The organism is Nostoc sp. (assembly GCF_036917815.1).
Taxonomy (GTDB): Bacteria; Cyanobacteriota; Cyanobacteriia; order Cyanobacteriales; family Nostocaceae; genus Nostoc.
Window position 1 is genome coordinate 185,092 of the sequence record NZ_JBALEK010000089.1, and the last position, 18,532, is coordinate 203,623.

At 41.5% G+C, this 18,532-nt stretch carries 25 protein-coding genes, 1 other RNA gene and 2 pseudogenes; 19 read left to right on the forward strand and 9 right to left on the reverse strand.

Translation table 11 applies throughout. From position 1 onward, the window contains the following. Positions 1 to 232 precede the first annotated feature (232 nt). The gene (locus V7K97_RS27475) at positions 233 to 763 is read left to right on the forward strand and encodes a hypothetical protein (RefSeq protein ID WP_334804137.1); all 531 of its coding nucleotides are present in this window, start codon (positions 233 to 235) and stop codon (positions 761 to 763) included. Here V7K97_RS27475 and V7K97_RS27480 read toward each other — a convergent pair whose 3' ends face one another. Then, complete coding sequence (locus V7K97_RS27480) at positions 764 to 1,528, reverse strand: 2-phosphosulfolactate phosphatase (RefSeq protein WP_334804138.1); 765 nt, start codon at positions 1,526 to 1,528, stop codon at positions 764 to 766. It lies immediately after the preceding gene. Positions 1,529 to 1,629: 101 nt separating this feature from the next. On the opposite strand from V7K97_RS27480, the gene V7K97_RS27485 reads away from it, so the two are divergent. Continuing rightward, the gene (locus V7K97_RS27485) at positions 1,630 to 1,968 is read left to right on the forward strand and encodes a hypothetical protein (protein WP_334804139.1); all 339 of its coding nucleotides are present in this window, start codon (positions 1,630 to 1,632) and stop codon (positions 1,966 to 1,968) included. 188 nt (positions 1,969 to 2,156) lie between these two features. Beyond that, positions 2,157 to 2,303 (forward strand): annotated as a pseudogene (locus V7K97_RS27490) (type II toxin-antitoxin system VapC family toxin); the annotation flags it as partial. 79 nt (positions 2,304 to 2,382) lie between these two features. Here the strand turns inward: V7K97_RS27490 and V7K97_RS27495 are convergent. Then, positions 2,383 to 2,826, reverse strand: a complete 444-nt coding sequence (locus tag V7K97_RS27495; protein WP_334804141.1) for an Imm30 family immunity protein — start codon at positions 2,824 to 2,826, stop codon at positions 2,383 to 2,385. 29 nt (positions 2,827 to 2,855) lie between these two features. After that, positions 2,856 to 3,113, reverse strand: a complete 258-nt coding sequence (locus tag V7K97_RS27500) for a hypothetical protein (protein WP_334804142.1) — start codon at positions 3,111 to 3,113, stop codon at positions 2,856 to 2,858. A gap of 185 nt (positions 3,114 to 3,298) precedes the next feature. Between V7K97_RS27500 and V7K97_RS27505 the strand changes: the two are divergent. Then, positions 3,299 to 3,439 (forward strand): annotated as a pseudogene (locus tag V7K97_RS27505) (type II toxin-antitoxin system VapC family toxin); the annotation flags it as partial. A gap of 12 nt (positions 3,440 to 3,451) precedes the next feature. Here the strand turns inward: V7K97_RS27505 and V7K97_RS27510 are convergent. The 4 genes from V7K97_RS27510 to V7K97_RS27525 form a co-directional block, all read right to left on the reverse strand. Next, positions 3,452 to 3,841: a barstar family protein gene (locus V7K97_RS27510; protein WP_334804143.1), complete on the reverse strand. Its 390-nt coding sequence runs from the start codon at positions 3,839 to 3,841 to the stop codon at positions 3,452 to 3,454. A 23-nt stretch (positions 3,842 to 3,864) separates the two neighbouring features. Continuing rightward, entirely contained in the window at positions 3,865 to 4,149 is a 285-nt protein-coding gene (locus V7K97_RS27515; RefSeq protein ID WP_334804144.1) for a ribonuclease domain-containing protein, read from the reverse strand. A 276-nt stretch (positions 4,150 to 4,425) separates the two neighbouring features. Further along, positions 4,426 to 5,196 carry a PP2C family serine/threonine-protein phosphatase gene (locus V7K97_RS27520; RefSeq protein WP_334804145.1) on the reverse strand — a complete coding sequence of 257 codons (771 nt, stop codon included), beginning with the start codon at positions 5,194 to 5,196 and terminating at the stop codon, positions 4,426 to 4,428. Positions 5,197 to 5,206: 10 nt separating this feature from the next. Next, the gene (locus V7K97_RS27525) at positions 5,207 to 5,866 is read right to left on the reverse strand and encodes a vWA domain-containing protein (protein WP_334804146.1); all 660 of its coding nucleotides are present in this window, start codon (positions 5,864 to 5,866) and stop codon (positions 5,207 to 5,209) included. A gap of 52 nt (positions 5,867 to 5,918) precedes the next feature. On the opposite strand from V7K97_RS27525, the gene V7K97_RS32180 reads away from it, so the two are divergent. The 12 genes from V7K97_RS32180 (at position 5,919) to ssrA (ending at position 15,455) form a co-directional block, all read left to right on the forward strand. Beyond that, a complete protein-coding gene (locus tag V7K97_RS32180; protein ID WP_442938931.1) occupies positions 5,919 to 6,209 on the forward strand; it encodes an element excision factor XisI family protein in 291 nt (96 codons plus the stop codon). Continuing rightward, positions 6,187 to 6,360 carry an element excision factor XisI family protein gene (locus tag V7K97_RS32185; RefSeq protein WP_442938932.1) on the forward strand — a complete coding sequence of 58 codons (174 nt, stop codon included), beginning with the start codon at positions 6,187 to 6,189 and terminating at the stop codon, positions 6,358 to 6,360. Before V7K97_RS32180 ends, V7K97_RS32185 begins: the two co-directional genes overlap by 23 nt. Before the next feature lie 208 nt (positions 6,361 to 6,568). Next, positions 6,569 to 7,750, forward strand: coding sequence for a class I SAM-dependent methyltransferase (locus V7K97_RS27535; RefSeq protein ID WP_334804184.1), 1,182 nt, complete (start codon positions 6,569 to 6,571; stop codon positions 7,748 to 7,750). A 622-nt stretch (positions 7,751 to 8,372) separates the two neighbouring features. Continuing rightward, the gene (locus tag V7K97_RS27540) at positions 8,373 to 8,813 is read left to right on the forward strand and encodes an ATP synthase subunit I (protein WP_334709486.1); all 441 of its coding nucleotides are present in this window, start codon (positions 8,373 to 8,375) and stop codon (positions 8,811 to 8,813) included. Positions 8,814 to 8,873: 60 nt separating this feature from the next. Next, entirely contained in the window at positions 8,874 to 9,635 is a 762-nt protein-coding gene (gene atpB, locus V7K97_RS27545; RefSeq protein WP_334804147.1) for a F0F1 ATP synthase subunit A, read from the forward strand. A gap of 148 nt (positions 9,636 to 9,783) precedes the next feature. Further along, the gene (gene atpE / locus V7K97_RS27550) at positions 9,784 to 10,029 is read left to right on the forward strand and encodes an ATP synthase F0 subunit C (protein WP_013192016.1); all 246 of its coding nucleotides are present in this window, start codon (positions 9,784 to 9,786) and stop codon (positions 10,027 to 10,029) included. Positions 10,030 to 10,319: 290 nt separating this feature from the next. Next, positions 10,320 to 10,751 (forward strand): F0F1 ATP synthase subunit B', encoded by a 432-nt coding sequence (locus V7K97_RS27555; RefSeq protein ID WP_334804148.1) that lies wholly within the window; start codon positions 10,320 to 10,322, stop codon positions 10,749 to 10,751. A gap of 285 nt (positions 10,752 to 11,036) precedes the next feature. Next, positions 11,037 to 11,609: a F0F1 ATP synthase subunit B gene (locus V7K97_RS27560; protein WP_334804149.1), complete on the forward strand. Its 573-nt coding sequence runs from the start codon at positions 11,037 to 11,039 to the stop codon at positions 11,607 to 11,609. Next, positions 11,606 to 12,160 (forward strand): ATP synthase F1 subunit delta, encoded by a 555-nt coding sequence (atpH, locus tag V7K97_RS27565; RefSeq protein WP_334804150.1) that lies wholly within the window; start codon positions 11,606 to 11,608, stop codon positions 12,158 to 12,160. The genes V7K97_RS27560 and atpH overlap by 4 nt, the downstream gene beginning before the upstream one ends. 190 nt (positions 12,161 to 12,350) lie before the next feature. Then, positions 12,351 to 13,871: a F0F1 ATP synthase subunit alpha gene (atpA, locus tag V7K97_RS27570; RefSeq protein ID WP_334804151.1), complete on the forward strand. Its 1,521-nt coding sequence runs from the start codon at positions 12,351 to 12,353 to the stop codon at positions 13,869 to 13,871. A 95-nt stretch (positions 13,872 to 13,966) separates the two neighbouring features. After that, positions 13,967 to 14,914 (forward strand): F0F1 ATP synthase subunit gamma, encoded by a 948-nt coding sequence (locus V7K97_RS27575; RefSeq protein ID WP_334804152.1) that lies wholly within the window; start codon positions 13,967 to 13,969, stop codon positions 14,912 to 14,914. Between the two features lie 151 nt (positions 14,915 to 15,065). Next, positions 15,066 to 15,455, forward strand: a transfer-messenger RNA (tmRNA) gene (gene ssrA / locus V7K97_RS27580). A gap of 113 nt (positions 15,456 to 15,568) precedes the next feature. Here the strand turns inward: ssrA and V7K97_RS27585 are convergent. Beyond that, positions 15,569 to 16,114: a shikimate kinase gene (locus V7K97_RS27585; protein WP_334804153.1), complete on the reverse strand. Its 546-nt coding sequence runs from the start codon at positions 16,112 to 16,114 to the stop codon at positions 15,569 to 15,571. Between the two features lie 82 nt (positions 16,115 to 16,196). Beyond that, the gene (locus V7K97_RS27590; protein WP_334804154.1) at positions 16,197 to 16,373 is read right to left on the reverse strand and encodes a hypothetical protein; all 177 of its coding nucleotides are present in this window, start codon (positions 16,371 to 16,373) and stop codon (positions 16,197 to 16,199) included. Here V7K97_RS27590 and V7K97_RS27595 point away from each other — a divergent pair. From V7K97_RS27595 to V7K97_RS27605, 3 genes are all read left to right on the forward strand, one after another. Beyond that, positions 16,347 to 16,610: a J domain-containing protein gene (locus V7K97_RS27595; RefSeq protein ID WP_334804155.1), complete on the forward strand. Its 264-nt coding sequence runs from the start codon at positions 16,347 to 16,349 to the stop codon at positions 16,608 to 16,610. The two genes, V7K97_RS27590 and V7K97_RS27595, sit on opposite strands and share 27 nt — an antisense overlap. Continuing rightward, a complete protein-coding gene (locus V7K97_RS27600) occupies positions 16,607 to 16,948 on the forward strand; it encodes a WD40 repeat domain-containing protein (protein WP_334804156.1) in 342 nt (113 codons plus the stop codon). Before V7K97_RS27595 ends, V7K97_RS27600 begins: the two co-directional genes overlap by 4 nt. Before the next feature lie 295 nt (positions 16,949 to 17,243). Continuing rightward, complete coding sequence (locus tag V7K97_RS27605; RefSeq protein ID WP_334804157.1) at positions 17,244 to 17,996, forward strand: hypothetical protein; 753 nt, start codon at positions 17,244 to 17,246, stop codon at positions 17,994 to 17,996. The last annotated feature ends 536 nt before the right edge of the window (positions 17,997 to 18,532 follow it).

An 18,532-nucleotide genomic window follows, 5' to 3' on the forward strand; every position in this document is an offset into this window, starting at 1 on the left:
GAACGCCTTCCCGTAGGGTAGGGGCGCAGAGGTAAGCGCAGAGGCACGCAAAGAATTCGCTACCAATTAATAAAATTTTATACTTAGTCACTGGACAGTGGTTATTAGTCGATGTTAAGTTGTTTTTGCTACTGATGAATTCATACTTACATCTGAAACTGCACCGGAAGGAATTCTTAGTTTGTGGTGGTTTAATCTGTAACTATCAGCATTTATATATAGGGAAAATACTATGCATAAGAGTTGTAAATTTAACTATTTATTCAATGTTACTTTGTCTGCGATCGCAATTATTTTAGCTGTCACTCCGGCAAATGCGCTTCCAGAACAAAACATCAACACTGTTGTTAAGTGGGCAAAGACTAGACCTCAATTACCAACTCTGAGATACAACAGCGAAGCCCACGGCTACGAGGGTACAAAGGGAAATTTATACTTCTATGCTGATGTCACCGGAGAAAATGGGACAGTGAATAAAGAAGGCATAACCGTTAGTGGTGATAAACGCCTAAAGTTCACCACAAAAAATGCCAATGCAGTGAAATTGTTACAAAATATTTATAATTTTAATATTGCCGATGACTTTCAGAAGTCTCGATATGTCACCAAAGTTGGACGTGACCAGTTTTATCGCGGACAAAAGTTTGCTTACATCGCTGCTGAGGTGCAAGGTGGCTCATCATTGCAGATAATTCCCTTGAATAAGTTGCAAGAGTTTATAGATAATGCCAAATATTGCCAAACCAATCAGTGCGACGTTTAATTAAGCCTGTAGCCTATAATTTACATAAGCATTATCAGTAAAGAAAGGCACGCAATCACTAACGTTATAGGCGGCGGACAGTTCAACATCTGACTCAAAACCTTTTTCAATCAACTCTTTACCAGAACTGCATTTTTTCAAGTAGCCTAATAAATCGTGCTGGAAAGCCTGAAATGTTGCCACAGCCACTTCAGCTTCTGGTGATAGACTGCCATGTAAATAATTGAGAATTGCCCCAGCACCAATTAAATCTTCAAATGCAGGACGTAGGCTAGCATCTTCTTTCCACCTTTCACCGGCAGGAATCACAGCGACTTTATCACCATACTTTTGAGCAAACTGCGCCACTGCTTGGCAATTTCGCAAGCAACCAGCCAAAGTTGGTATATTCCCAGTATGTAAGGTCAGAAAAGAGCCATTAGGTGATGGTAAAACTAATCTAGTTCCAGCAGGAATCGGAAGCACCGATTTTGGCGAGAGAGAATATCCACTTATTGTCCAACGTTGTCTATGACTTGCCAATTCTGCTCGCACTGATTTGGCATAATCTATGACAGACTCATCTCTCATTGCGTAGGGGAAAATTATTGCGCCGTTGTTGGTGGCAATTTCTACGCAGGTGGAAAAAGAGAGAACATCAACTATCACAACTACATCACTGATGGGAGCGAGTTGAGCAACTCCTTGTAGACCCCACTCACAGCGTAAATCAAACTCTGATTGGTTGTAAATCATTGGTGCGATCGCAAAAGACAATACGATCAAAATCAAACCACAAATTAACCAAGTCAGTGATCTTAATTTGTCTCAAGGCTAAATTGACCTAAATGTTATAATTAATATCAAACTTGAAAGATCAAAATATTATGAATTTAGCTGTAAAAAGTACCTCTATAACAACTACACCAAAGTTAACTTATGATGTGCTGATTGAAAATCAACAAGATGGCGGAGTTAGTGCGACAGTGCTAGGCTTGCCAGATTTTAAAGCCTCTGGTATGACTAAAGAAAAAGCACTAGAGAAACTAATTCAACTTTTACAAGAGCGAGAACCAGAAATAGTGACTTTGGAAATTGAACCTCCCCAAACCGAACATCCTTGGATGAAATTTGCGGGAATGCACAAAGATAACCCTCTTTTTGCTGAGGTGTTGGAATATATAGAAGCGGAACGGAGTCAAATCAATACGGTTCGGTTAAGGTAAGAGACGCGATAAATCGCCGTCTTTGTGATTTAGAATTTTCATCAAAAAACGCCGTTATTTCAAAATAGTCATCCACTAGTAACGCAAAGCTACAGGCTACTTTAGAGTTTTTCAAAAATGTGCGTTGGCAAAGCCTACCCTAGGTATCGCTAACATTTGATCAGTATGCTATTAATTGTTAAGAAGACTTGATTCGTCAAAGAATCCGCATTCGTACTCAAGATTTACGCATTGCGGCAATTACGTTGTTGGTGAATGGTATTTTAGTAACCCACAACCGGAAAGATTTTGAGAAAGTTCCTAATTTGCGTTTACAAGATTGGACTATATCTTAAAATTTACAACCTAAAAAACTGGGTAATCTACTACTCCTCAGAATTTAATCTGAGTTTGATCGCCAAAGTATTTTAATATTTATTGAGTTATACTAGACAAACTTTCTTTAATTTTTGATTTATTTATAATACTTTCTTCCAATAGATGATAGAGAAAATGAGGTGTGTTCAAATTAGCTGAGTGTAAAAGTTTTTGATAAACTTGGCAAGCTGAATGATCATTTAAAATCCTGTCATGAATGATTCTTGTCCATTCAGGTGCATTGATCATTAATTGGGGTACAACTTTAATAAAAGCCGCAATTTGTTCTTCTATATCAAAAGATTCGAGAAAATGAATTAAGCTGAACATCACTTCTGCCTGTTGACATTGATCATCTAAAACAAGATGATATGCAGATAAATTTTGCTCATCAGGATTATCAGCTATTTCAGCTAAAGCATTTTCAAAGTCGGTAACTTGCTGTTGATTTTGCATCAAGCGATTTTCTCTTAAAATTGCCAATAGATTGTTTTGATTCATGGGTTTCAACCTACTTTATCAAAAATACCTTACCAAGTTAGTCTATTCAGGTTAATTAAACCTTGCAAACTTTTCCTGATTTCTCTATTGTACAAACCTTGACGAAGATAAATAGAACGCGCATCCCAAACTTCTTGGGCCAATATTTCTCTTGCTGATAAGCTTAAATTAGGAGATTTACCGTAAGAAATTGTTTGCCGATGACGACCTCCTTTTCCTGGTGATAAATGTTCCATCATAATGGCAATTCCTTTATCTGTAGTATAACCAGGAACTTTAGCTTTCATCAAAGCATCCGCAGGTATATGATGAGGTGTAAGGTTATCGCCTCTACTTCCTAATTTGAGTAAGTTCCCATAAGTACCTATACTGCCCTCTCTGGGAATAAGTTGACGTTGATTATTAATAATGTTTTACTCCATACTGGCTAGGATTTAACGAGTATGTTATCAATTATTACGAAGACTTAATGCGTCAAAGAATCCGCATTGGTACTCAAGATTTACGCATTGCGGCAATTACGCTGTCAGTGAATGGGATTTTAGTTACTCGCAACCGGAAGGATTTTGAGAGAGTTCCTAATTTAAGTTTAGAAGATTGGACTATATCTTAATTTGTCTCAAGGCTAAATTGACCTATTTATAGTTAAAAAATTCAGAGTAATATTATTAGCTTCCCAGTATTCTTTGGCTGAATTTAAAATATCCAATGCTATTTGGTACTGTGTAGGTTCAGCTTGAGCAAAGATATCAGCATGGTCATAAAATATGACGTATCTCTCAGCCGGACACCATGTTAAATCGGTGATACATTCATCAAAAGCATCCCAGTTAGCACCAAAGTATGTAGGAAATTGCATTGCTTCAGCAGCTTTACTTAAAAATGTTTCTTTGCTATTAATTTTTGTACCATCAAAATAAAAAACTTTAGTTCCCGGTTCTGCGGCTATTTGTTCCACTGCTTCACGTATGCCTTGTTTTACATCTATTGACGAAATATTTAGAAATTCACTCATATATTCCTCCTTACTTATCACGACTAGTAGATGACTTCTTGAAAGCTATTGTAGTGATCAGCAGTATAATAAAGTTCGGCATTTTGCCCAGTAATGAGACGGCGACTACCTCTATCTGTTGATCCGGGAGTTGGTACTGTGTACTCTCTGTAATATCCTCGCGGTTGTGGTGGCAGTAATCCTTCAAGGTTTTTGAACACAATGCCATCTTTGCTATGAGGGTAAGAACCCCCTACGGAAATAAGATTGATAGTAGCTTGAACTTCTGGAGGTAATTCACTAATGTCAACTTGTAGTACTACACTCATTATAAATACTTTCTTTGATTTTCTCAACCACTAGCTGAGTGTCTAGAACTACAGCAGCTTTTTCTGGAATGTTGCTTTTGTCATTTTTGTATAATACATGGTTACATTACTGATTATCTGGCTATTATTTAACATCTTTGAGGATTTCCCTAGCTTTTTCGTTTCCTAAGCTTGCAGATTTCCGTAAATCTTCCATTCCTTGATACTTATTACCATTCAAATAATGGCTAGAACCCCGTAAACAGTGAGCTTCGTCATTATTGGTGTTATCGAATTTTACTCTCTATCAAAGAAGCACAAAAGTAAGGTTTTATCATCATCAGTGCGAGAATTTAGCCGTTCAGAGTTGAGGAATTCCGTCAGATATTTATCTTCTTCCTCCTCACTAACAGGTTCGTGCAAGTATTCCTCCAAAGGTTTAAAGAAAGGCGAGAAGGGTTTCCAGTCGCTCAAACGAATTGCTACTTTTTCTAGTCCATCAGTGGAAGCGCAAATAAACTCTTGTTTTTCGTTAATGACCTTTACCTGCATTTCTATTAGTGCATTTGTTGAGGTAATAAAAGTTGTTTCATTAGCAAACTCACCTTTATCTGGCTGAAACAACAGTTGATATTCTGACTCTTGGGAACGCATTACAATAAATCCATCCCCGATTTGCATAGCTGCAACCCAGTCAGGAGTTGCCAGGAAAACCAATAACGTACAAGCTAAATCATTGATAGAATAATCTTCTTCATTTGCTTGCTTCTGTAATTCTGTAATAACTTTGTTCACAATCTCAGCAAACACTTTCTGAGCTTCTTCTTGGGATAGTGGTTGAGAATCTTGCTTCTGAGGAAATTCATTAATTTCAGAAAAGCATTTGAGTACTGTTTCTACCGCCAACCGAGAACCAACATCAGAATGTTTAGCACTACCAGCACCATCAGCAACAGCGCCTACAATCACATCATCAAAGATGCGATAATCCCCATAATCTTGACAACCTATCCCCTGTTTTTGATGACTTGTTCCAATCGCAGAACGTGCAACAGCTTTCCAATTCACAAAATTTCCTCTAACTAGTAATTTGACCCCATCCCATAGCCGGTAAAGCTACAGCTTGCCCTACTTTGCCACTAGAAACCCGTTTCATCGAAGCAGAAAGCCAGACAAACAACTCACGAAAATCTAAGCCATTTAGCGTAACTGGTGGACGTTCAGGAGGAGAAATTTGTTTGAGGATATTCATATCAGCATCTTTTACACCAACCGCAAAAAATGACAGTCGGTTTTGTGCTTCTGCTTCTCTCAATCTTTGCGCGGCTGAATTCCAGGAGTCAGTTGGCGCTCCATCTGTAATCAAAAACACCCAAGGGCGATAATAGAGAATACCGTTGTCTTTATAAGTCTGTTTCCGGTTTTCTAGAAAATCCAAAGCATACTCAATCGCTGCACCCATTGCCGTAACACCAGCTACTTCCAATGTAGGCGGTGTAAATTGGTCAATCGTTACAAAGTCTTGCGTGAGTTTAACTATGGGGCCAAATGCGATCATGGCTACTTCCACACTCAGCGATGCTTGGGAATCTTTTTGTACATCTTGTTTGAAAGCAACAAGTCCTCGATTTAACTCTTGGATAGGCTTACCTGTCATAGAGCCAGAAGTATCAAGCAAGAGAATTACAGGGCAACGATTTTCTGGATTTTCAACAAATTCAGGCATTCCTACAGCCATTTAATGCTCCTGATTGAGTAAATTATTATACAAAATATATAATTAAATTTTATTGGCTAATGAATACTTAAACACTAGTGCTTTTACTGAAACAACTTCCCTGCCTAAAATATATGGGCTGATGGCGATCGCAATTATCTGTATACCTGAAAGATATTGTTTTATGGAAGGAATAAATTACTCTCAAATCATTCAAGATATTTTAAGTACCCATTGCGCTAATGATGTGGCTAATGGCACAGAGGTTCAGTTGTTGTTGGACGCAGAACGCCATCATTATCAAGTCTTAAGTATTGGCTGGAAAGAACAACGGAGAATTTATGGAGTCATCCAGAAATGTTGATATCAAAGACAACAAAATTTGGATACAAAGAGATGGTACAGAAATCGGCATCGCTAATGAATTAGTTGCTGCTGGAGTATCAAAAGAAGATATTGTATTAGGATTTCACGCTCCTTATAAATGCGAATTTACTGACTTTGCTGTTGGATAAGTAGCAGGAAATATAGCGCTTATCGTTTGTATGCAATACAGTCTGACCTCTCTCCTAAAAGGAGAGAGACTTTGAATCTTACCCCCCAACGCTACAAGGGTTGGGGCTGGGGGTTAGGTCTGTATTGGACTCAACTGATAAGCGCTATAAGCAATAGTAATCTTTGCCACTATCCGCTAAACTCAGTAATGCTGCGTTATTCCTCATCATGTCCGATTCCCAAACTGTTAGTGCTGCTGTTGCCAAACTCTACAATACCTACCCCTTTCCGCCGGAAGCCCTGTTGGATGAACCACCTCCAGGCTACAACTGGCGCTGGAATTGGCTAGCCGCTCATAACTTCTGTACAGGTCAAAAACCCCAAAAGCAAGATATTCGGATTTTAGATGCAGGTTGCGGTACTGGTGTGGGTACAGAGTACCTAGTTCACCTCAATCCTCAAGCTTCGGTTGTGGGAATTGACCTCAGTACTGGCGCTTTAGGTGTAGCCAAAGAACGTTGTCAGCGTTCAGGGGCTACCCGCGTGGAATTTCATCACCTCAGCTTGTTTGATGTGGAAGAGTTACCAGGTGAGTTTGATTTAATTAACTGTGTTGGCGTTTTGCATCATACCCCCGATCCAATTCGCGGTATTCAAGCTTTGGCGAAGAAGTTAGCCCCAGGCGGCTTAATGCATATTTTTGTGTATGGGGAATTGGGACGCTGGGAAATTCAACTGATGCAAAAAGCGATCGCACTGATTCAAGGTGACAAAAAAGGCGACTACCGCGATGGTGTTCAAGTCGGACGACAAATATTTTCTTCCCTACCAGAAAATAACCGAATTGTCAAATACGATAAACAACGTTGGTCACTAGAAAACAACAAGGATGAATACTTTGCTGATATGTACGTTCATCCCCAAGAAATTGACTACAACACGGAGACGCTATTTGAATTAATTGATGCTTCGGGATTAGAATTTATTGGTTTCTCGAATCCGAGTTTTTGGGATTTAGAGAGACTTTTGGGTAAAGCACCGGAGTTAGTCGAACGGGCAAAAGAATTGAGCGATCGCCAGCTTTACCGTCTGATAGAATTACTAGATCCAGAAGTCACTCATTACGAGTTTTTCCTCGGTCGTCCTCCCTTAATCAAAGCCGACTGGTCAGACGATAACACCCTAATAACAGCGATTCCCGAACTTAATCCTTGTATTGAGGGATTTCCCAGTCAATGTTTCTTTAATTACGATTACCAGATTGTTAATTTATCAGTAGCAGAGTTTGAGTTTATGCAAAGATGTGATAATAATTCCACAGTTGCAGATATTTTGGCAGGTGTAGAACTGGGATTGGATGAAGTAAGAAGGCTTGTGCAGCAACAGTTGATTTTGTTGACACCAGCTTAACTCTCGTCAGATTAAATTTGAAAGCCTATTTTGATGTTAGTCCGCGCAGGCGGACGAGAGTTTGTGTAGCCGCGATTTCTAATCGCCTGGATTATTGGATTTTGATACGGAGTTAATCAGAGCAATTTATACTCGTGGTGATGAGCGATCGCCCATCACTACTTTTAGTAAATCTAATGTAAATTAGTAAAGTGCCCAAGAAAGGCGTTATCGTACATCCAAAGAATTGGAGTTTTTGGGAATTCAGCAGTGGTGCAATGTCTAACGACGATCTGCTACTCTACAATTTCTGATTTGCAGCCCGCGTCTATGCTCCTCAAGCACCATTTGATTTGAAGCACCAAGATGCTAGTTATACAAAAACCCTGGAGGACAATTATTCACCGAAAAAAAGCGAAATTGGAAGAAATTTTGAATTTTGCAGGCAGTAATTCTTGATAATTCTCCCTTCACCTTCTCACCTCATCAGCCGCACTCTCACTACTGTGAGCGTGATTTACTGACTATCTAACGTTGCCAAGAAGTTAATTGTTTTTTCCTAAAGTATTGTTACCGGATCGTGATATGATTCATCTGACTGAATGTGCAGTCATCATATTTAACTGTACTGGTTTCAAGTCCCGTGAGCTTGTCTGACGAATCAATTGCGCCCACTCCGACAACGCAACAAGATGCTAAAACTGGTTCTGAAGACACAGAATCAGGTAACTCCATGCAAGAGTTTTATCAACTCTTCCAGCGATTATTGGTAATCACGCTTGTCTTGACGGGGGTTATTTTTATCTCTGTGTGGATTTTTTATTCCTTAAACATTGCCCTAAATTATTTAATTGGGGCGTGTACAGGTGTGGTTTACTTAAGAATGCTGGCTAAAGACGTTGAGCAACTCGGTAGTGAGAAAACCAGTCTGAGCAAAACTCGTTTTGCTCTGTTTATGGGAGTAATGATCGTGGCAACTCAATGGCGTGAGCTACAGATTCTACCCATATTTTTGGGGTTTCTAACTTACAAAGCCACCCTGCTCGTCTATATGGTGCAAATTGCGTTCATTCCTGATTCTTAAAAAGTCAGGCTCACAAACATAGTAATCCCATCCTCGCTCGTTGGGGAAAATGCTTGAAGAATGCAAATGCTTAGTGTCTTAAACGCCTTTAATTCTTTTCCCCTCGCCGAATTAGAAGTAGGTCATCATTTCTACTGGCAATTGGGCAATCTTAAAATTCATGGGCAAGTTTTTCTCACCTCATGGTTTGTGATTAGCATTCTAGTAGTGGCTTCAATAGCAGCTACTCGCAATGCAAAAAGAATTCCTAGTGGCATCCAAAATTTGATGGAGTATGCCCTAGAATTTATTCGTGGTTTGGCGAAAGACCAACTCGGTGAGAAAGAGTACCGCCCTTGGGTGCCATTTATTGGCACATTATTTCTGTTTATTTTCGTATCGAACTGGTCAGGGGCGCTAATTCCCTGGAAGCTCATCAAGCTACCTTCGGGTGAATTGGCAGCTCCCACCAATGACATCAATACGACTGTTGCATTGGCATTGCTGACCTCTTTAGCGTATTTTTACGCAGGTTTTAGCAAGCGTGGTTTGGGCTACTTTAAGAAATATATCGAGCCGACACCCATTCTATTGCCGATCGCAATTCTCGAAGATTTCACCAAGCCCCTCTCCCTAAGCTTCCGGCTATTTGGTAATATTTTGGCGGATGAATTGGTTGTAGCGGTGCTGGTGCTGCTAGTTCCTCTATTTGTACCTTTGCCTGTAATGGCCTTGGGTTTATTTACCAGCGCCATTCAAGCCCTGGTTTTTGCCACCCTAGCCGGCGCTTACATTCATGAGGCTATAGAGGGACATGGTGAAGAAGAGCATGAGGAGCATTAAGCTTCTCAGTTGATAGCACAGTTCCAAGAGCATATTCGCTCAAAACATCGCAAAGCGCGATCTGAAGAACCCAGTGCAGCGTGAAAAACACGTTCTAATCGTTAACGTAATGTCTGTTAGTTTTGTAATCAAAGCAAGGAAAATCAACATGGATCCATTAGTTCAGGCTGCTTCAGTTCTCGCTGCTGCTTTAGCGATTGGTTTAGCTGCAATTGGCCCTGGTATTGGTCAAGGTAATGCTGCTGGACAAGCAGTAGAAGGTATTGCTCGTCAACCTGAAGCAGAAGGAAAAATTCGCGGTACTCTGCTATTGACCTTGGCTTTCATGGAATCCTTGACTATCTATGGTCTAGTGATTGCTCTGGTATTGCTGTTTGCTAACCCCTTCGCCTAATACCTGAAAGTTTTTGTGACTGTGGAGACGTGAACCATCACGCCTCTACAATCGAAAATATTTTGGTTATCCGCTCTAATTGACTAACAATTTTAGATTTTGGATTTTGGATTATCAAGAGTTTTGGGTACATTGCCTAACCTTGTCTTCTGAACAAATCTCAAGTCGTCAATCTAAAATTGCAAATCCAAAATACCTTGACCCCTGTTGGCTCTGGGTTTCTAAAATATCAAAGGCTGGATGATTTTGCTAGCCATCTAAACCTGCTACTCCAGCCAAAGAGGAGAGAAATGTTTGATTTCGATGCTACCTTGCCCTTCATGGCATTGCAATTCCTGCTATTAGCAGCGTTGTTGAATGCAATTTTATATAAGCCACTGACCAAGGTACTAGACGATCGCGATAATTATATCCGAACGAATACCCTTGAGTCGCGGGAGAGCTTGGCAAAAGCCGAGCGTTTAGCCGCCGAATATGAACAGCAACTCGCAGACGCTCGCAGACAATCGCAAGCGACTGTAGAAGCCGCTCAACTGGAAGCTAAAAAAATTACTGCTGAGAAAATCGCTGAAGCCCAACAGGAAGCTCAGTCTCAACGAGAACAAGCTGCTGTTGAAATAGAAAAACAAAAGCAGGAAGCTTTTCGCACTTTAGAGCAACAAGTTGATGCTCTAAGCAGGCAGATTCTAGAAAAACTATTGGGGCCAACTCCAGTTAGATAAGTTAACGAGACTGGTTCTATGAAAGCATACGCGCAACTGGTCCCTAGTCCAGAACGCAAAATTTAAGTGTCAAATCAAGACACTTTTTCCCTACGGGATAAAGATACTTTATTTACTACGGGAAAAGATACTTTATTTCCTTTCGGGAAAAAATACTTCATTTCCCAAAGGGGGAAGATACTTCATTTCCCAAAGGGGAAGATACTTCATTTCCCAAAGGGGGAAGATACTTCATTTCCCAAAGGGAAAATACAACGTATTACCAAGCGAGCAGCGCACTTGTAAATGGGTATCATGGGCACATTCTTATTACTTGCCGCAGAAGCGAACGCTGTTGGGTCTGAATTGGCAGAAGGCGCAGCAGAAGGTGGTTTCGGTCTAAACTTAGACATTTTTGAAACCAACCTGATAAATCTAGCGATTCTGATTGGCATATTATTCTACTTCGGACGTAAAGTTTTAAGCAACATCCTGAACGAGCGACAATCCAATATTGCCACCTCAATTCAGGAAGCAGAAGGACGCTTAAAAGAGGCAAAGGCTGCCTTATCGAAAGCGCAAGAGCAGTTGAAGCAATCTCAGGCAGAAGCACAACGCATCCGCCAATCTGCTGAAGAAAACGCCCAAAAAGCGAAAGAAGCTTTGTTAGCGAAGGCAGTGCAAGACGTAGAACGCTTGAAACAAACGGCAGCAGCAGATTTAAATACTGAAACTGATCGAGCGATCGCTCAACTGCGGCAACGAGTTGCTACACTAGCATTGCAAAAAGTCGAATCGCAACTTAAAGGCGGGATTGCCGACGATGCTCAACAAAGTTTAATTGACCGCAGCATCGCACAACTGGGAGGCAATGTATGACAAGTCAAGTAGCATCAGCCGAAGTAGCCCAACCTTACGCACAGGCACTTTTGTCAATAGCGCAATCAAAAAATTTGACAGAAGAATTCGGGACAGATGCGCGTACTTTCCTGGGACTGCTCAGGGCAGACAAACAGCTACATAACTTCTTCAGCAACCCGTTTATTCAGTCTGAGAACAAAAAAGCTCTCATCAAACAAATACTCGGTGAAGGCGCTAACCCCTACTTACGCAACTTTTTGTTAGTTTTAGTAGACAAACGCCGCATTGCCTTCTTGGAATCAATTTTTGAACAATATCTGGCGCTGTTGCGGCAGCTGAATCAAACCGTATTAGCGGAAGTAATTTCAGCCGTTCCCCTCACAGAAGCTCAACAGCAGGCAATCATCCAAAAGGTCATCGCCATCTCCAATGCTCGCCAGGTAGAACTAGAAACCAAGGTAGACAGCGAGTTAATTGGTGGTGTGATCATTAAAGTAGGCTCGCAGGTAATTGACGCTAGTATCCGGGGTCAGTTACGCCGCCTTTCATTGCGCTTAACCAGTGGTTAGAAAGTTAGAAGTTAGGAGTTAGAAGTTAGGAGTTAGAAGTTAGGAGTTAGGAGTTAAGTAAATAGTAATTTATTTTGACTTTTAACTTGTAATTTTTGCATTTTTAACTCATCACTCTTAACTCATCACTCCTAACTGTTAATTCCTAACTCTTGAATTTTTCCGTCTCCAAAGCAAAAAAGATAGACACATGAGCATATCAATTAGACCTGACGAAATTAGTAGCATTATCCAACAACAAATCGAGCAATACGATCAAGAGGTCAAAGTTGCTAATGTTGGTACCGTTCTGCAAGTTGGTGACGGTATTGCCCGGATTTATGGTCTGGAAAAGGCGATGTCTGGGGAACTCTTAGAATTTGAAGATGGCACAATTGGCATCGCCCAGAACTTAGAAGAAGACAACGTGGGCGCGGTTCTCATGGGTGAAGGGCTGGAAATTCAAGAAGGTAGCTCTGTAACCGCTACTGGTAAAATTGCCCAAGTACCCGTAGGGGAAGCCTTAATTGGACGAGTTGTAAACGCTTTGGGTCTTCCCATCGATGGTAAGGGAGAAATCAAATCCTCAGAAAGCCGTTTGATTGAATCTCCAGCACCCGGTATCATTGCCCGTCGATCTGTACACGAACCCATGCAAACGGGTATCACAGCTATTGACTCCATGATTCCCATTGGTCGTGGTCAACGGGAATTGATTATTGGCGATCGCCAAACCGGTAAAACTGCGATCGCCATCGACACCATCATCAACCAAAAAGAAGAAGATGTAGTTTGTGTCTACGTTGCCATCGGTCAAAAGGCTTCCACCGTAGCTAACGTGGTGCAGACATTGCAAGAAAAAGGCGCGATGGATTACACCGTCGTTGTCTTTGCTAGTGCCAGTGAACCAGCAACCCTACAATACTTAGCTCCATACACAGGCGCAACTATTGCTGAGTACTTTATGTACAAAGGCAAAGCTACCCTGGTAATTTATGATGACCTTTCCAAGCAAGCCCAAGCTTATCGCCAAATGTCCCTATTGCTACGTCGTCCACCCGGACGCGAAGCTTACCCCGGAGATGTATTCTACATCCACTCCCGCTTGTTAGAAAGAGCCGCAAAGTTGAGTGACGAATTAGGTAAAGGCAGTATGACCGCCCTACCAATTATCGAAACTCAAGCTGGTGACGTTTCAGCGTACATCCCCACCAACGTAATTTCCATTACCGATGGTCAGATATTCTTGTCTTCTGACTTGTTTAACGCTGGTATCCGTCCGGCTGTAAACCCTGGTATTTCCGTATCCCGCGTGGGTTCTGCCGCTCAAACCAAGGCAATGAAAAAAGTTGCTGGTAAGATTAAATTGGAACTAGCCCAATTTGACGACCTGCAAGCCTTCGCTCAATTTGCTTCTGACTTAGATAAAGCCACTCAAGACCAGTTAGCACGGGGTCAACGGTTGCGCGAACTTCTCAAGCAGCCACAAAATTCGCCACTCTCGGTATACGAGCAAGTAGCAATTTTATACGCTGGTATTAATGGTTATTTAGATGACATCCCTGTAAATCAAATAACCACCTTCACCAAAGGTCTGCGGGACTACTTAAAGACTGGTAAAACCCAGTATGCCGAAGGAGTAAAAGCCTCCAAAGCACTAGGTGACGCAGAAGAAGCAGCCTTGAAGGAAGCACTCGCCGAATACAAGAAGACCTTCAAAGCAACAGCGTAATTAGTCATTAGTCATTGGTCATTGGTCATTGGTACAGAACTAATGACTACTGACTAATGACAAAGGACAAATGACTAACTACTAAGGAAAAAAATATGGCCAATCTAAAAGCAATACGCGATCGCATTCAGTCGGTCAAAAACACCAAAAAAATCACAGAAGCCATGCGACTCGTAGCTGCGGCTAGAGTGCGTCGGGCGCAAGAACAAGTGCTAGCAACTCGCCCCTTTGCCGATCGCTTGGCACAAGTATTATATGGTTTGCAAAGCCGTCTGCGCTTTGAAGAAGCAAACCTACCACTACTCAAAAAACGCCAAGTTAAGTCCGTTGGGCTGTTGGTAATTTCCGGCGATCGCGGTCTATGCGGCGGCTACAATAATAACGTTATCCGTCGTGCAGAAAACCGCGCCAAAGAAATCAAGGCAGAAGGTTTAAACTATCAATTTGTGTTAGTCGGACGCAAAGCCACCCAGTACTTTCAACGCCGCGATCAGCCCATTGATGCCACCTATAGCGGCTTAGAGCAAATTCCCACCGCCGCCGAAGCCAATGACATTGCTGACCAACTACTTTCCTTGTTCCTTTCGGAAAAAGTTGACCGCATCGAATTAATCTATACCAGATTCCTTTCCTTGGTTAGCTCTCGTCCTGTGGTGCAAACCCTACTTCCTCTAGATACTCAAGGTCTAGAAGCAGCCGATGACGAAATCTTCCGCTTAACAACCCGTGGCGGTAAATTTGAAGTCGAACGGGAGAAAGTAAGTAAGCAAGTCCGCACCTTGGCTCCTGACATGATTTTCGAGCAAGACCCAGTGCAGATTCTCGATTCTTTGTTACCCCTGTATCTCAGTAACCAGCTATTGCGGGCATTGCAAGAATCGGCGGCTAGTGAACTAGCAGCGCGGATGACAGCTATGAGTAATGCCAGTGAAAATGCTGGTGAACTGATTAATACCCTCACCTTGTCTTACAACAAAGCTCGACAAGCTGCAATTACCCAAGAACTTCTTGAGGTCGTAGGTGGTGCAGAAGCACTAACTTAGAAAAATACTTGTTGTGGATAATTAGAAAATAGCCAATTGCTAGTTATTTGAAAATTAGTGATTGGCTATTTTCAGTAATTGGAGCCATATATTCTGACTTTGATAATTACAAATTACAAATCGCGTATTATAATTGAAATATAAAGCGCATGGGTCCGTCACGGTTTCGACAGGTTGGCGAACGCTGCTCTGTGATTCAGGTCGAGAGTGAGTCTCCTCTCGGAAATCAAAGGCTCGAAAAAAAAGTAAATGCGAACAACATCGTTAACTTTGCTCGTCGGGAAGCTCTAGTAGCTGCCTAAACGCCTCTTATAGGTTCGAGCGTCTTTAGTTTGACTCCGTTAAGGACTGAAGACCAAACCCCAACGGATGCTCTAGTAAGCGTTCTCTGGTTGGCTTGCTGGCTAAGATTAAATCAGAGCATCCTACGTTCGGGATAATGAACGATTCCCGCCTTGAGGGTCAGAAAGGCTAAACCTGTGAATGAGCGGGGGGTCAATACCCAATTTGGACAGCAGTTCGACTCTGCTCGGATCCACTCAGAATAAGTAACAAATCCACCGAAAACTTTCATGTTTAGGTGGATTTTGTTTGATATTGATTGATTGCACCAATTGCATCTGTCCGAATACTGCTTGATATTTCCCATCCCCATTAATGAGAAACAGGTTTTTTGAGGACGCTAGGAATTCCCTCAAGTACTCGCTTGGCAATGTCTTCAGGTGTATCTCCCTCTCCCACGGGGATTCGCAAATCGGCTTGGGAGTAAAGTGGTATTCGTTCTTCGAGGAGCGATCGCAATTTCCCTTTAGGATCAGGATCTTGCAACAGTGGTCTTGTGCTATCCTCAGCTAATCGGCTGTAAATTAGCTCCACTGGCGCATCTAGCCACACTATTAAACCGTGGTGCAAGTAACCCCAGTTTTCTCTCCGCAATATAATACCCCCACCGGTTGCGATAGTCAACTTTGTAAAAGCACAGACTTGTGCCAACACGTCGCTTTCTACCTGGCGAAATGCTGCTTCCCCTGACTCGGCAAATATTTGATTAATAGATTTACCTGTTGCTTGGGCAATGACATCATCGGTATCCACAAACCCATAGCCCAGTTCCTTTGCTAGTAAGCGCCCTACTGTCGTCTTACCAACGCCCATCTTACCAATTAAGTAGAGGTTGACTCCTTGTAATAAGCTGCTCACCAGTTACTTTGCTCCAATTATGAGTTCTGTTAGCGGTAGCGGGGCGTTTAGCCCCTGCTGAGTCACAGTTTCTAATATAAACTCAAGGCGATCGCACTTGATTATTTACGAGTAATGTTTCCATACTGCGTGTTGCTTCAGATGGCGACATCATACCTGGAGTTAGATAATACTTATGTTTGGGAATACTAAGTATAGTAAGATTTGCTGCTGATTTTTTAGTATTCCTTGTATGAGCGATCGCTTTGACATAAATCATGTTTACAATATTCTGGGATTAAAACCGGGTGCGTCTGTTGACGAGGTTAAGCAAGCTTACCGCCAGATGGCTAAGACTTGGCATCCAGATTGTTTTCTTGAACCGCACCAAAAGCTAGAAGCGGAAGAAAAAATCAAAGAAATCAATCAAGCTTATGCAAGGTTAAAGTCTTATCAGCCAAATGAGACAAATCAATCTATTTCCACTTCCACCAAAATTGATTTTCAGGTTGGGTGACTTGTGTCGCCATTAGCCCTGATGGACAAATTTTAGCTAGTAGCAGTTATGACCAGACTATCAAGTTATGGAACATCAATACAGGTAAGCTAATTAACACACTTGCCGGACATCATAATTATGTTTGTTCCATCGCTTTTAGCTCCGATGGTCATCATCTTGCCAGTGGTAGTGCAGATCATACTATAAAGCTATGGCATGTTAGCACTGGACAAGAACTTTACACTTTGGATAACCATTCAGATTGGGTTAACTCTGTGGTTTTCAGTCCCGATGGTAAAACCCTTACTACTGGTAGTCGAGACATGACTATCAAGCTTTGGCGATGCGATATCTAACGACAAATTAAAAATTTAGATGATTTGAGTAAATTTCTAGATTGTTTTATCAAAACATCATCTGACAGCTTAATAACATCCATCTTTGGGATACTCTTTCTTAAGATTAAGTATTAACTCCCTAGAGATAGAGTCACTTGCTGATCACAGAATTTATACTGGTGATTACCAAAGATGAAGTAGCAAATAAAACTCATTCTTATCAGCAACATACATTTTTCGACTCATTAAAACCTTTTGTTCTTACAAAGCTTTAGTTTGTCAATATCCTATTTGAGGAGTGAAATCAACACCTATGTCTATTTCCAATGAACGCGAAAGCAAAAACAGTGAAGTCAAGCAAGAATCTTACACAGATATTAATGGTAATACTCACACTGACTTGACGCGAACTACTGAAACAGTCAAGAACAGCACAGCTAATCCCAACTCTTACAGTAACGGTTACATACAAGGTCGAAATACTGAGCGTAGCAATCAGCAAGCTGATTTAGCCGAGCGTGACAATGACAATGCTAGTCGTGGTTTGCTATTGGGTATTATCGTTACTTCCCTGCTTGGTTTGGTTATAGGTGGGGTTTGGTACTTCAACCAGCAGAATAACGCAGCCGTTAACAATACTGTGCCGGTCTTGGTTCCTGTACCGAGCAAGAGTAATCCAACCCCTAGTGCATCTCCTCAACCACAAAGGACGATAATCGAAAGAACTAGGGAAGTACCTGTTCTTGTTCCTGTTCCACAACAGCAAGTTATACCTCCATCTGCACCTCGCCAACCGGATATTAACATTACTATTCCACCCCAACAGCCTGCGGCAGAAAAAGCACCTTCTGTAACTCAACCAACCCCTAAAGCAGCAGAAAGTCCGGCGACGAGCCCAACTAGTAATAACAATAAGGGCGATAGTTCTACTAATACTGTCGCTCCAGGTACGAAAAGTGATACCTCTAAAACCACTCCACCTCAAGGAGTAGACCAGTCAAACAGTACATCTAATAGCGGTTCTTCTACCGCAGGTGATACTACTCCAGGCGGTTCTGCTCAATAACGGCTTCTGAACTTTCAGCCCACATGATTAATGTTGGCATTCACGCCAATACATAACAAGTGGGACAATTTTTAAGCAATATTTGGGAATTATTGCGATAAATTAAGGGTATTCAAGTTTAGTAAAGATGTAGTGTAGCTTAAGAAACATAATGCTAGATTAAGAGCCAGGTACAAACAGGTTAAAAGTTAAACAAAAACTTTTGAAGTTAGAGCCTGTGCCTCCTGCTCTAATGTTCTTGCGTAGGCATAGCCCGTCGTAGACATCGCTCTAAACTTATGGCATCCATTGAATGTGTTTTTACCTTGAGTTCAATGAGTTGTTTTGGAGGTTTGAGAACGCACAGCCAGAAAATGCCTGTCTAGTTGGAATATAAGGATGTGCAATTTGGAGTAGAGCGATTGCAAATGCTGTCCACATTAGTTGAGTTAGTTAAATTCTGAATTCTCCAATCTTCAAGAAACCGCCCCAAGCTGCTGATATTTATCCATCGTAGCTTCCGGCGGTTTCTGCGTTGAGTGTTATTTATTTAGACC